Source organism: Microvirgula aerodenitrificans DSM 15089 (assembly GCF_000620105.1).
In the GTDB taxonomy this organism is placed as follows: domain Bacteria; phylum Pseudomonadota; class Gammaproteobacteria; order Burkholderiales; family Aquaspirillaceae; genus Microvirgula; species Microvirgula aerodenitrificans.
In genome coordinates this window covers 28,461-41,408 of sequence record NZ_JHVK01000018.1, presented here as the reverse complement: position 1 = coordinate 41,408, position 12,948 = coordinate 28,461, and the positions used below count along the sequence as shown (strand labels likewise).

Sequence of the window (12,948 nt, the reverse complement as noted above, 5' to 3'; positions counted from 1 at the left end):
CCGGGTGTCCTCTCTCGTCCCAAAAAGGCTTGTCATGAAAAAACTGCTCGCTGTACTCGCTACCGTCGCCGCGTTCCAGGTTCACGCCGCTGACAAACTGACCGTGGCTGCCACCGCCGTGCCGCACGCGGAAATCCTCGAATTCGTCAAGCCGGTCCTGGCCAAGGAAGGCGTCGATCTGGAAGTCAAGGTGTTCACCGACTACGTGCAACCGAACGTGCAGGTCGCCGAGAAGCGCCTGGATGCCAACTTCTTCCAGCACAAGCCGTACCTGGACGAGTTCAACAAGGGCAAGGGCACCAATCTGGTGTCGGTGGTCGGCGTGCACGTCGAACCGTTCGGCGCCTACTCGACCAGGATCAAGAAGCTGGCCGACCTGAAGTCCGGCGCCGTGGTCGCAATCCCGAACGACCCGACCAATGGTGGCCGCGCGCTGCTGCTGCTGGACAAGGCCAAGGTCATCAAGCTGAAGAACCCGAGCAACATCCTGGCCACCCCCAAGGACATCGCCAGCAACCCGAAGAACCTGAAGTTCAAGGAACTGGAAGCCGCCACGCTGCCGCGCGTGCTGGATCAGGTCGATCTGGCGCTGATCAACACCAACTACGCGCTGGCCGCCAAGCTGAACCCGACCAAGGATGCGCTGGCGATCGAAGGCAAGCAGTCGCCGTACGTGAACATCCTGGTTGCCCGCCCGGACAATGCCAAGTCGCCGGCAATGAAGAAGCTGGCTGCTGCCCTGACCAGCCCGGCCGTGAAGAAATTCCTGCAGGAAAAGTACCAGGGCGCGATCGTTCCGGCCTTCTGAGCGCCTGAACGCTGATCTGCCCGACGCCGGCGTCTTTGCCGGCGATGGGCAGGTCGGTTAGAATCTGCCCCCTGCCAGCCCGAGTGGTGAAACTGGTAGACACAAGGGACTTGAAAATTTGAGCCCTCCGGGGGAAACCCCGAAGGTGACGCCCGTCAAATTCGGTGAACGCCCTGGCTGTCATGCAGCCGAGCCAACGCCGAGCCAAGCCCCGGATCATCCGATTCGCGGGAAGGTGTAGAGAGCAGACGGCGGGCACCTGTGGCCGCAAGGCTATGGTGAAGGCGTGCTCCAGACCACGAACAGCGCTTGCGCTGGCGGCGAAAGCCGAAGTGGCAAGAAAATCCCTCGACTTCGGTCGTGCCGGTTCGACCCCGGCCTCGGGCACCAATACGAAAAACCGCCTCCTGTCTCAACCGGGGGCGGTTTTTTCATGCCGCCCTGACGCCACTCTTTTCACCCACAAAGCGGGATAGCCAGCTTCGGGCGGGGTGATGTCAGTCGTGCGCGGGAGCGGGCGCGACAGACAGTCGCATTCCCACTGCGTGCAGTACAGCCAGCAGGGTTTTCAGCGTCGGGTTGCCATTGGGCGACAAGGCGCGGTACAGCGCCTCACGGGTAATACCAGCTTCCTGTGCAATGGCGGCCAGTCCGCCATGCGCTTCCGCTACATCGCGCAGTGCCAGCAGGCCGGCCGCGCGGTGGCCCGGATCATCCAGTTCTTCCAGTGCCAGTCTCAGGTACTCGACAGCAAAAGCGCGGTCTGTGCGCAGTTCAGCGAGTGTTGCTTCATGGTGAGGTACCGAAGCGACATGCTTTTTTGTACTCATGTATTCCTCTGCTTCCAGTCTCGCCAGTATTCTCTGGCCTGCCTGATATCTGCATCCTGGGTGCGCTTGTCGCCTCCACACAGCAGGACGACAAGCTGCGTGCCATGTCGGCCCAGGTAGACGCGGTAACCGGCACCCCAATTCTCACGGAGTTCCAGTACCCCTTCGCCAACAGGCTTGATGTCACCCAGCAACCCTGTACTTAGCCTGCGGAAACGGATTTCCAGCTTCGCTCTTAGTCGTGCATCCCGTAGTCCGTCCAGCCAGTTTGTCAGCGGGATGGTGCCATCGGGACATTGATAACGATGGAGTTCCATGGCCATGCACACCTTATTGTAACTTATAAATTACAAAATGAATGAGTGAGCGCATGCAGCGGGAAAGGGAAGCAATCCGGGGAGGAGGGGGCGCCGACAGCCGCCGTGCCGCATGCCCGGTAGAGACTGGGACAAGTGCCGGCAGCGACGCCAGCGCAGGGGGCTGGCGAGGGTCGATCTGTGGCTTGGCCGAGACAGATCGCAGCCGGTAATCAATACACCGTCAGGCCCCGGTCCGCGAACTGGCGCTGGACGCGGGCCAGCAGCGCCGGTGACGGCGGACAGGTGTCCGCCAGCCGGTAGTCGAGGCCGAGTTCGGCCCACTTGTGTGCGCCGAGCTGGTGGAACGGCAGGATGTCGACGCGCTCGACCGCATCGCCGAGCGTGGCGACAAAGTCGGCCAGCCGCTCGACATCGGCGACGTCATCGGTACAGCCCGGCACCAGCACGTAGCGGATCCACATCTTCTTGCCGAGCCGGACCAGCCGGCGGGCGAAGTCCAGTGTCGGTTGCAGCGGCTGGCCGGTCAGCGCCTGGTAGCGGGCCGGGTCGCTGTGCTTGATGTCGAGCAGCACCAGATCGACCGGATCGAACCAGTCGTCGCTGACGTCGGCATGCAGAAAACCCTGGGTATCCAGTGCCGTATGCAGGCCGAGCGCCCGGCAGCGCCGGAACAGCGCGCCGGCGAACGCCGCTTGCATCAGCGGTTCGCCGCCGGAGATGGTGACGCCGCCGGTCAGGCGCAGAAAGCCGGCCAGCGGTTCGACCTCGGCCATGGCCTGGTCGACCGTGACCGGTCGGCCGTGATGCAGCTTCCAGGTATCCGGGTTGTGACAGTACAGGCAGCGGAACTGGCAGCCGGACAGGAAGAAAACCAGCCGGACGCCCGGCCCGTCAGCCGCCGCGCCGCTTTCTACCGAATGCAGGTAGCCACAGTCGTTCACATCGCACCGTGGAAAGTCCGGTTGATCACGTCCAGCTGCTGCTCGCGGGTCAGCTTGATGAAATTCACCGCATAACCGGACACGCGGATGGTCAGCTGCGGATAGCGTTCCGGGTGCTGCATGGCATCGACCAGCGTCTCGCGCCTGAACACGTTGACGTTGACATGGAAGCCGCCGGCGGCAGCGAAACCGTCCAGGCAGTTGCCCAGATTGCGGATGCGCTCGGCATCGCTGCGACCCAGTGCGTCCGGCGTTGCCGACGCGGTCCAGCTGATGCCGTCCAGCGCCGCGTCATACGGGATCTTGGCTACCGAGGCGCCGGCGGCGACAAAGCCTTTGACGTCGCGGCCGTTCATCGGATTGGCGCCCGGTGCAAACGGTTCGCCATCGCGGCGGCCGTCCGGCGTATTGCCGGTCTTCTTGCCGTACACCACATTCGAGGTGATGGTCAGCACTGACTGGGTCGGTTTTGCATGGCGATAGAAATACGGCTGCGCGGCGATCTTGCGCATGAAGCTTTCCGTCAGTGCCACGGCGATGCGGTCGGCACGGTCGTCATTGTTGCCGTAGGCCGGGTAGTCGCCATCGATGCGGAAGTCGACGGCAAGGCCGGCCTCGTTGCGGATCACGTGGACGGTGGCATGGCGGATGGCCGACAGCGAATCGGCCGCGACCGACAGCCCGGCGATGCCGCAGGCCATGGTGCGGACGATATCGCGGTCGTGCAGCGCCATCTCGATGCGTTCGTACGCGTACTTGTCGTGCATGTAGTGGATGCTGTTCAGCGCCTTGACGTAGGTTGCGGCCAGCCAGTCCATCATCGGGTCGAACTTTGCCATTACCTCGTCGTAGTCGAGGACGTCGCTGCGGATCGGCTCGAAACCGGTGGCGACGGTGACGCCACTCTTTTCATCGACGCCGCCGTTGATTGCATACAGCAGGGCCTTGGCCAGATTGGCGCGCGCGCCGAAGAACTGCATCTGCTTGCCGATGCGCATGGCCGACACGCAGCAGGCGATACCGTAGTCGTCGCCCCATTTCGGCCGCATCAGGTCATCGTTTTCGTACTGGATCGAACTGGTTTCGATCGACACCCGGGCCGCGAAGTCCTTGAAGCCGCGCGGCAGCTGCACGCTCCACAGCACGGTCAGGTTCGGTTCCGGCGCCGGGCCGAGGTTGTACAGGGTGTTGAGGAAACGGAAACTGTTGCGGGTTACCAGCGGACGGCCATCCTCGCCGATGCCACCGACGCATTCGGTTACCCAGGTCGGGTCGCCGGAAAACAGCTGGTCGTATTCCGGCGTGCGCAGGAAGCGGACTATGCGCAGCTTGATGACCAGATCGTCGACCAACTCCTGCGCGCCGGCTTCGTCGAGCAGGCCGGCGTCGAGATCACGCTGCAGGTAGATGTCGAGGAAGGTCGAGATGCGGCCGATCGACATTGCGGCCCCGTTCTGCTCCTTGACGGCGGCCAGATAGGCGAAATAAGTCCATTGCACCGCTTCGCGGGCAGTGGCTGCCGGGCGGCTGATATCGAAACCATAGCTGGCGGCCATCTGCCGCAATTCGTCCAGCGCGCGCCACTGCTCGCTGAGTTCCTCGCGCAGGCGCATGACGTCATCGGTAAACACGCTGTTGTCCAGCGCATGGAATTCGTGCTGTTTGTGCTCGCGCAGCACGTCTGTCCCATACAGCGCGACGCGCCGGTAATCGCCGATGATGCGGCCGCGACCATAGGCGTCCGGCAGCCCGGTGATGATGGCCGACTTGCGCGCGGCCAGCACGTCAGGGCTGTAGATGTCGAACACGCCCTGGTTATGGCTCTTGCGATGGCGGGTCCAGATGTCGCGGATGGCCGGATCGAGCTCGAAGCCATAGGCCTTCAGCCCGCTTTCGACCATGCGCAGGCCGCCATTCGGCATGATGGCGCGTTTCAGTGGCGCATCGGTCTGCAGGCCGACAATCAGTTCCTGCCCGCGGTCGATATACCCCGCCGCATGAGCGGTGATGCCGGCCGGCCTGTCGGTCGATACATCAAGCACGCCGCGTTCGCGTTCCTGTGCCAGCAAGCTGCCAAGTGCCTGCCACAGTGCCCGGGTCCGCTCGGTGGCCGGCGCCAGAAAGCGCTCGTCGCCGTCATAGGGTGTGTAGTTGCGCTGAATGAAGTCGCGGACGTCCACTTGCTGCTGCCAGACGCCGGGAGCGAAACCCGTCCAGGGATCAATGGAGGGAGAGAGCATCGTGTCGCGCGCGTTCATGGCAGGCTCCGTTTCGAAAACGAATACATATGAAGAGGATCTGATTCATTATCGCGCCTGTCCGGGGCGATTTTTTGCGTTTTATCAAATTATTGCCCGCGATTTTGTTCGTTGCGGGTTCGTTTGCGCAAATCAGCGGCTGGCAAGCACGGCGTCGCAGACGGCCCGGGTCACCTGCTCGCAGCTGGCGTCGCCACCAAGGTCCGGTGTGCGGATTCCCTGTGCCAGCACGTGGTCGATGGCGGCATCCAGCCGGGACGCGCTGTCCGCATCGCGCCAGTGGTGGCGCAGCAGCAGGGCCAGCGAGGCGAAGGTGGCGGCGGGGTTGGCGATGCCGCGTCCGGCGATATCGGGGGCCGAGCCATGCACCGGTTCGGCGATGGCGCACTGTTCGCCGAGATTCAGCGATGCGGCAAGGCCGAGGCCGCCGGCATGGGCAGCGGCCAGGTCGGACAGGATGTCGCCGTACAGATTCGGCGCGACCAGCACGTCGAAGTGTTCCGGGTGCTGGACCAGGCGCAGCGCGGCGGTGTCGACCAGGCATTCGTCGAGCGTCAGCGCCGGCCAGCCACTGGCTGCGGCGCGGACGCTGTCGCGGAACAGGCCGTCGGTCAGCGGCAGGATATTGGCCTTGTGGACGATGGTCAGTCTGCCGCCGCGCCCGGCGGCAAGCCGGGCGGCCACGCGGCCGACCCGCTCGCTGGCATGGCGGGTAATGCGCTTGATGGCCTCGGCAGTGTCGCCATCGCTGCGCTCCTCGCCGATATACAGGTCTTCGGTGTTCTCGCGCACGATCAGCAGATCGACATCCGGACGCCCGATGCCGCCCAGCGGCCTGACCGGTCGCAGATTGGCATGGGTATCCAGCGCACGGCGCAGCGCGACGATCGGCGAGCGATAGCCGTCGACCCTGTGTGATGGCGACGATACGGCGCCGAACAGCACGGCGCCACAGGCGCGCGCCGTGGCCAGGGTGGCGTCGGGCAGGGCCTGACCGACGCGCTGAAACGTGTCCCAGCCGGCCTCGGCCTCGATCATGCCGATATCGGGACGCAGGCGTGCCAGCACCCGGCAGGCCGCCGGCACGACTTCACGACCAATGCCGTCGCCGGCGATCACGCAAAGGGAGAGGGGAGACACGGCGGAACCATCCGTTGCTTATGCGATACGGATGATTGTAGCGTCTGCCTGTCCGCTCAGCCGGCCAGTTTCGGGAACAGGCTGTACAGGCCGTTGACGATCACTTCGACCGACACCGCTGCCAGCACCATGCCCATGACCCGGTTGACGATATTGATGCCGGTCTGGCCGAGCATGCGGCTGATCGGCGTGGCGGCGCGCAGGGCGGCAAAGCAGGTGGCGGCGCACAGCAGGCAGGCGATCATCAGCTGGCCGAGGTGCATCCAGTTCTTGGCCGTGCTGGCGTAGATGATGATGGTCGAGATCGTGCCCGGGCCGGTCATCAGCGGAATGGCGAGCGGGACCACGGCGACATTGGTCTTGAACTCGGCCTCTTCCTGCTCCTGCTTGGTGGTCTTGGTCGGCGCCGACTTGGCATTCATCATGGCGATGGCGATCAGCATCATCAGGATGCCGCCGCCGACCTGGAACGAGCCGACGCTGATGTTGAGGAATTTCAGCATGCCGTCGCCGATCAGGACGAACAGCACCATGACGATGGCCACCGCCTTGGAGGCGGTGAGGGCGATCTTGTTGCGCTCGTCCAGCGACGCGTTCGGCGTCAGGCCGATAAAGATCGGGATGGCGCCGAGCGGGTTGACCAGCACCAGCAGCGCAATGAATATTTTCAGGACTTCCATGTTCGTATTATGGTTCGACGGTAAGAGAAATACCGGGGCCGCCGGCTCCCGGTGCAATGACGACGCCCCGCTGACGGCGGCAGCGGGGCTCGCCCTTCGCGGCGGCGAAAGGCGTGGTGAAACAGTGGAGGGCCGGCGCCTTCAGGCGCTGCTCAGTCGGCCAGCAGGGCGACCAGGGTGCGTCGGTAGACCTCGGACAGGCGGGCAACATCGTCGACCGCCACGCATTCATTGAGTTTGTGGATTGTGGCGTTCAGCGGGCCGAATTCAATCACTTCGGGGCAGATATCCTTGATGAAACGGCCATCCGACGTGCCGCCGGTGGTGTTCAGCGCCGGGCGCTGGCCGGTCGTGGCCTCGATGGCGGCACTGACCGCCTCGATCAGCCGGCCGGTGCGGGCCAGGAACGGGTTGCCGGACAGGGTCCAGTCCAGATCATAGTCCAGACCGTGCCGGTCCAGAATCGCATGCACGCGTTCCTTCAGACTGTCGGCACTGTGCTCGGTCGAGAAGCGGAAATTGAACATCAGCTCGGCGGTGCCGGGAATGATGTTGGTCGCGCCGGTACCGGCATGCAGGTTCGATACCTGCCAGCTGGTTGGCGGAAAATCGGCGTTGCCGTCATCCCATCTGACGGCGGCCAGTTCGGCCAGTGCCGGCGCCAGCAGGTGCACCGGGTTGCGCGCCAGATGCGGGTAGGCGATATGGCCCTGGATGCCCTTGACCACCAGCTTGCCGGACAGCGATCCGCGCCGGCCGTTCTTGACCGTATCGCCAAAGGTTTTCGCCGATGTCGGTTCGCCGACCACGCACCAGTCGATCCGCTCATTGCGTGCCGCCAGGGTTTCGACTACCTGCCGTGTGCCGTGGGTGGCGATGCCTTCTTCGTCCGAGGTGATCAGCAGCGCGATCGAACCGCGATGGTCCGGATGGGCGGCAACGAAGTCCTCGATTGCGGTGATGAAGGCGGCCAGCGAGGCTTTCATGTCTGCGGCGCCGCGACCGAACAGGTGGCCGTCGCGGATCGTCGGCGTGAACGGTGCCGAATGCCAGGCGTCCAGCGGGCCGGTCGGCACCACGTCGGTATGGCCGGCAAAGCACAGCAGCGGACCGTCGCTGCCGCGGCGGGCCCAGAAATTGTCCACATCGGCGAAACGCATGCGCTCGATGGTGAATCCGGCGCGGGCCAGTCGCTCGATCATCAGTTCCTGGCAGCCGGCATCGGCCGGCGTGGTCGAATCGCGCGCGATCAGGTCGCAGGCAAGAGAGAGCGTCGGATTCATCAGGCGAATACCCCGGCGTAAACCGTTTCGTCAAAACCGACCAGCACGCGGCCGCCATGTTCCAGTACCGGGCGCTTGATCAGCGACGGCCGGGCCAGCATCAGTTCGATGGCACTGTCCCGCTCGTCTGCGGCCGCCTTTTGCGCTTCGTCCAGTGCACGCCAGGTGGTGCCCTTGCGGTTGATCAGCACCGAAAGCGGCTGCTGTTCGAGCCAGCGCTCGACGTCCGCGCGCGTCAGGCCCGCTTTCTTGAAATCATGAAAGGTGACCGGCTGCGCGTGGCTGTCGAGCCAGGCGCGGGCCTTTTTGACCGTGCTGCAATTGGGGATGCCGTAAAGGGTGCTCATTGAAATCGGTTTCGTCTTCGGGATCGGGGGCAGTGCCGGGAAATCAGGCGCGGCGACTATAGCACGCCGGACAACATAAAAAAGCGGCCGCGCGGGGCGCGGGCGACAGACTGTCCACAAGCGTCGCGACGAAGAACGGACGAGCGCAGCGAGGTTTCCCCGCGGCGGCGGGGACGGAAGAGGCAGGGCTCAATCAGGCAGACTGCCGTGCTCACAATATTTTCTGTCAGTCGGGCATGCACCGACGCCACTGAGGCAGATGGTGCCCGCCCTGGGAGCAGTCCCGCCCGCGCGGGGCGCGGGCGGCAGACTGTCCACAAGCGTCGCGGCCGTACATTACGCCCTGGCGGTTTCCTCGTCACGCAGTGCGCGGCGCAGGATCTTGCCGACGTTGGTCTTCGGCAGTTCGTCGCGGAACTCGACCTGCTTCGGAACCTTGTAGGCCGTCAGGTTTTCGCGGCAGTAGTCGAGCACGTCCTTTTCGGTCAGGGCCGGGTCCTTGCGCACCACGAAAATCTTGACGATTTCACCGGACTTCTCGCTCGGCACCCCGATGCAGGCGACTTCCAGCACCCTCGGCATCGACGCGACGACATCCTCGATCTCGTTCGGATAGACGTTGAAACCGGACACCAGGATCATGTCCTTCTTGCGGTCGACCAGCTTGATGAAACCGTCCTCGCTGATCACGGCCATGTCGCCGGTGGCCAGGAAACCGTCGGCGCCGAGCACCTTGGCGGTCTCGTCCGGACGCCGCCAGTAACCCTTCATGACCTGCGGGCCCTTGATGAACAGCTCGCCCGGCTCGTTGAAGCCCAGCGGCTGACCATCCGGCGAGCGGATTTCGATGTCGGTCGACGGGACCGGCAGGCCGATATTGCCGTTGTACTCGGACAGGTTCAGCGGGTTCATGCACGCGGCCGGGCTGGTTTCAGTCAGACCGTAGGCCTCGATCAGCGGCACGCCGGTGACCTCCTTCCAGCGTTCGGCAACCGCGCGCTGCACTGCCATCCCGCCGCCCAGCGCCATGCGCCAGGTGCTGAAATCGATCGTCTTGAAGTCCGGATGGTGCAGCAGGGCATTGAACAGCGTGTTGACGCCGGTGATCGACGTGACCGGGTACTTCTTGATGTCCTTGATAAAGCCGGCAATGTCGCGCGGATTGGTGATCAGGACGTTCAGTGCGCCCAGTTCGGTGAACACCATCAGGTTCGCCGTCAGCGAGAAGATGTGATACAGCGGCAGCGCAGTGATGATGATTTCCTGGCCTTCGCGCACGACCGGTTTCACCCATGCGCCGGCCTGCAGCATGTTGGCGACGATATTGCCGTGCGTCAGCATTGCGCCCTTGGCCACGCCGGTGGTGCCGCCGGTGTACTGAAGGAAGGCGATGTCGTCATGGCCGAGCGCGACCGGGTCCGGCGCCTGCCGGCTGCCGATGGACAGCGCATCGAGGAAGCGGATGTGGCCGGTCAGCCGGTACGGCGGTACCATCTTCTTGACGTTGCGGATGACGAAGTTGACCAGCGCGCGCTTCGGGAAGCCGAGCATGTCGCCGATGCCGGTGACGATCACGTGCTTCAGCGGCGTGCGGGCCAGCACCTGGTCCAGTACATGGGCGAAGTTCTCGACGATGACGATGGCGGCGACATCGGCATCGTGCAGCTGGTGCTCGAGTTCACGCGGCGTATACAGCGGGTTGACGTTCACCACCGTGTAGCCGGCACGCAGGATGCCGAATACGCAGATCGGGTACTGCAGCAGGTTGGGCATCATGATCGCCACGCGGCTGCCGCGCGGCAGCTTCAGCGTGTGCTGCAGGTAGGACGCGAAATGGCGGGTGTTCGCATCCAGTTCTGCATAGCTGAGTATCTTGCCCATATTGGCCATGGCAGGGCGGTCGCTGAATTTTCCGACCGCGCGCGCGAACACTTCGGAGATCGACTGGAACGTATTCATGTCGATGTCGGTGGCGACGCCGCTTTGATAGTTCTTGAGCCAGGGTTTGTCCATGGATGCATCCTCCTCTTGTCCGCGTGGCCTGCCGGATGGCGGCAGCGGATCGTATTTAGTATGGGTCGTGTATGACCATGCTGCAGTGTACCAAACGATCGTTTGACATCGAGACTATAGCCGTGGAGTTTCCTGCGCGTCAAAGCGCGTTGCGCGCCCGGGCCGGTGGTCGGCGACGCGTAAGCGCTTGTGGGGACAGTGTTTCCTTTGACGCGGATAGCTGTTATGATCCGATCGTTTAGGGATGGGCGTTTCGCCCATTTTTTATTTCCGGAAACTATTGGATGGATGTTCGTACGCTGTTGGAAAATACCCTGCCTGGCCTGGGGTATGAACTAGTCGATTTCGAGCTGGCCCGAGGGGGCGGCATGCGCGTGTTCATCGATTGCCCGGCGGGAATCACGCTGGACGATTGCGTTTCGGTGAGCAATCACCTGACACGCCTGTTCAGCGTCGAAAACGTGGACTATGAGCGACTGGAAGTCAGTTCGCCAGGGCTGGATCGCCCATTGAAGAAAGAGGCGGACTATATCCGCTTCGCCGGCGAGCGGGTCAAGATCAAGACGCGTGTGCTGGTCGGGCAACGCAAGAATTTTGCCGGCGTGCTGATCGGACTCGTCGACGGGAATGTGGATATCGATATCGATGGCGAGCGTGTGTCCATTCCGTTCGCCAGCATCGACAAGGCGCGGCTCGACCCCGAGTTCTGATCGGGGAGAACGGGCGAAGCGGCCGTCGGCCGATGTGGGCCGGGATGCGGTGACAAGAATTCGGAGGAATGCATGAGTCGCGAAATTTTGCTGCTGGTAGATGCGCTGGCGCGTGAAAAGAACGTCAGCAAGGATATTGTGTTCAGCGCGCTGGAAATGGCGCTGGCCTCAGCAACCAAAAAGAAAATCAGCCAGGACAAGATCAGTCAGGACGAGATCGATGTGCGCGTGCACATCGATCGCGTGTCTGGCGAATATGAAACCTATCGCCGCTGGACGGTGGTCGAAGACAACGACCACGAATTCCCCAGCCGGCAGATCGCCATGTCCGACGCCGAGGAATTCGGCGTCGAACCGGTTGTGGGCACTGTAAAGGAAGAACCGGTCGAGCCGGTCGAATTTGGCCGCATCGGCGCGCAGACCGCGAAGCAGGTCATCCTGCAACGCATCCGCGATGCCGAACGCGAGCAGATCCTGACCGATTTCCTCGACCGTAACGAGATGCTGGTTTCCGGCACGATCAAGCGCATCGAGCGTGGCAACGTGATCGTCGACCTGGGCAAGCTCGAAGCCCTGCTGCCGCGCGAGCAGCAGATCCCGAAGGAAAACCTGCGCGTGGGCGACCGCGTCAAGGCCTATCTGCTGCGCGTCGACCGTACCGGTCGCGGGCCGCAGATCATCCTGTCGCGTACGGCTTCGCAGTTCGTGGTCGAACTGTTCAAGCAGGAAGTGCCGGAGATCGAGGACGAACTGCTGGAAATCCGTGGCTGCGCCCGTGATCCGGGCAGCCGCGCCAAGATCGCCGTCAAGGCGAACGACCCGCGCATCGACCCGCAGGGCACGTGTATCGGCATGCGGGGTTCCCGCGTCCAGGCCGTCACCGGCGAGCTGGCCGGCGAACGCGTCGACATCGTGCTGTGGGCCGGCGACATCATCCAGTATGTGATCAACGCGCTGTCCCCGGCAGAAGTCGAACGCATCCTGGTCGACGAAGACAACCACTCGATGGATGTCGTGGTCGACGAGGGCCAGCTGGCGCTGGCGATCGGCCGTGGCGGCCAGAACGTGCGTCTGGCGTCCGAGCTGACCGGCTGGGTGCTGAACATCATGACCGTCGCCGAAGCCGAGGAAAAGACCGAGGTCGAGTACGCCGCGATGCGCCAGTTGTTCATGGACAATCTCGACGTCGACGCCGATGTGGCCGAAGTGCTGGTGGCCGAGGGCTTTACCTCCCTGGAGGAAATCGCCTATGTGCCGGTCGAGGAAATGCTGGGCATTGCCGCTTTCGATGAGGACACGGTCAACGAGTTGCGCAGCCGTGCTCGCGAAGCCTTGCTGACGCAGGCCATTGCGTCGGAAGAAAAGGTCAACAGCGTCGAAGAGGAACTTCGCAAGCTGGAAGGCCTCAACCAGGAAATCCTGGTCAAGCTGGTGGACAACGGCATCGTCACCCGCGATGACCTGGCCGACCTGGCTGTCGACGAACTCGCCGACATGACCAACATCACCGAAGAAGAAGCGCGTGCCCTGATCATGAAGGCGCGTGAGCACTGGTTCGAACAGAATTGACGCCCGGCGGACCGGACGACCGGATACGAAGGATTGAACAGGAAACCGC

12 protein-coding genes are annotated in these 12,948 nt (G+C 63.3%); 3 read left to right on the top strand and 9 right to left on the bottom strand.

Annotation, left to right across the window (positions count from 1 at the left end; translation table 11 throughout):
- Positions 1-34 precede the first annotated feature (34 nt).
- Positions 35-808 (top strand): MetQ/NlpA family ABC transporter substrate-binding protein, encoded by a 774-nt coding sequence (locus tag Q352_RS0114105; RefSeq protein ID WP_028499903.1) that lies wholly within the window; start codon positions 35-37, stop codon positions 806-808.
- 497 nt (positions 809-1,305) lie between these two features.
- Here Q352_RS0114105 and Q352_RS0114100 read toward each other — a convergent pair whose 3' ends face one another.
- The 9 genes from Q352_RS0114100 to Q352_RS0114060 form a co-directional block, all read right to left on the bottom strand.
- Complete coding sequence (locus Q352_RS0114100) at positions 1,306-1,638, bottom strand: addiction module antidote protein (RefSeq protein WP_028499902.1); 333 nt, start codon at positions 1,636-1,638, stop codon at positions 1,306-1,308.
- The gene (locus Q352_RS0114095) at positions 1,635-1,955 is read right to left on the bottom strand and encodes a type II toxin-antitoxin system RelE/ParE family toxin (RefSeq protein WP_146745021.1); all 321 of its coding nucleotides are present in this window, start codon (positions 1,953-1,955) and stop codon (positions 1,635-1,637) included. The genes Q352_RS0114100 and Q352_RS0114095 overlap by 4 nt, the downstream gene beginning before the upstream one ends.
- A gap of 212 nt (positions 1,956-2,167) precedes the next feature.
- Complete coding sequence (gene pflA, locus Q352_RS21230; protein ID WP_051528977.1) at positions 2,168-2,899, bottom strand: pyruvate formate-lyase-activating protein; 732 nt, start codon at positions 2,897-2,899, stop codon at positions 2,168-2,170.
- Positions 2,896-5,157, bottom strand: a complete 2,262-nt coding sequence (pflB, locus tag Q352_RS0114085; protein ID WP_028499900.1) for a formate C-acetyltransferase — start codon at positions 5,155-5,157, stop codon at positions 2,896-2,898. Before pflB ends, pflA begins: the two co-directional genes overlap by 4 nt.
- 132 nt (positions 5,158-5,289) lie before the next feature.
- A complete protein-coding gene (locus tag Q352_RS0114080; protein WP_028499899.1) occupies positions 5,290-6,297 on the bottom strand; it encodes an isocitrate/isopropylmalate dehydrogenase family protein in 1,008 nt (335 codons plus the stop codon).
- A gap of 56 nt (positions 6,298-6,353) precedes the next feature.
- Positions 6,354-6,977 (bottom strand): MarC family protein, encoded by a 624-nt coding sequence (locus Q352_RS0114075; RefSeq protein WP_028499898.1) that lies wholly within the window; start codon positions 6,975-6,977, stop codon positions 6,354-6,356.
- A 152-nt stretch (positions 6,978-7,129) separates the two neighbouring features.
- A complete protein-coding gene (gene dapE, locus Q352_RS0114070) occupies positions 7,130-8,260 on the bottom strand; it encodes a succinyl-diaminopimelate desuccinylase (RefSeq protein ID WP_028499897.1) in 1,131 nt (376 codons plus the stop codon).
- Entirely contained in the window at positions 8,260-8,607 is a 348-nt protein-coding gene (locus tag Q352_RS0114065) for an arsenate reductase (protein ID WP_028499896.1), read from the bottom strand. The genes dapE and Q352_RS0114065 overlap by 1 nt, the downstream gene beginning before the upstream one ends.
- Positions 8,608-8,943: 336 nt before the next feature.
- Positions 8,944-10,620, bottom strand: a complete 1,677-nt coding sequence (locus Q352_RS0114060; protein WP_028499895.1) for an AMP-binding protein — start codon at positions 10,618-10,620, stop codon at positions 8,944-8,946.
- A gap of 284 nt (positions 10,621-10,904) precedes the next feature.
- Here Q352_RS0114060 and rimP point away from each other — a divergent pair, with 284 nt between their 5' ends.
- The gene (gene rimP, locus Q352_RS0114055; protein ID WP_028499894.1) at positions 10,905-11,330 is read left to right on the top strand and encodes a ribosome maturation factor RimP; all 426 of its coding nucleotides are present in this window, start codon (positions 10,905-10,907) and stop codon (positions 11,328-11,330) included.
- Between the two features lie 72 nt (positions 11,331-11,402).
- Positions 11,403-12,899 (top strand): transcription termination factor NusA, encoded by a 1,497-nt coding sequence (gene nusA, locus Q352_RS0114050; protein ID WP_028499893.1) that lies wholly within the window; start codon positions 11,403-11,405, stop codon positions 12,897-12,899.
- Positions 12,900-12,948 lie beyond the last annotated feature (49 nt).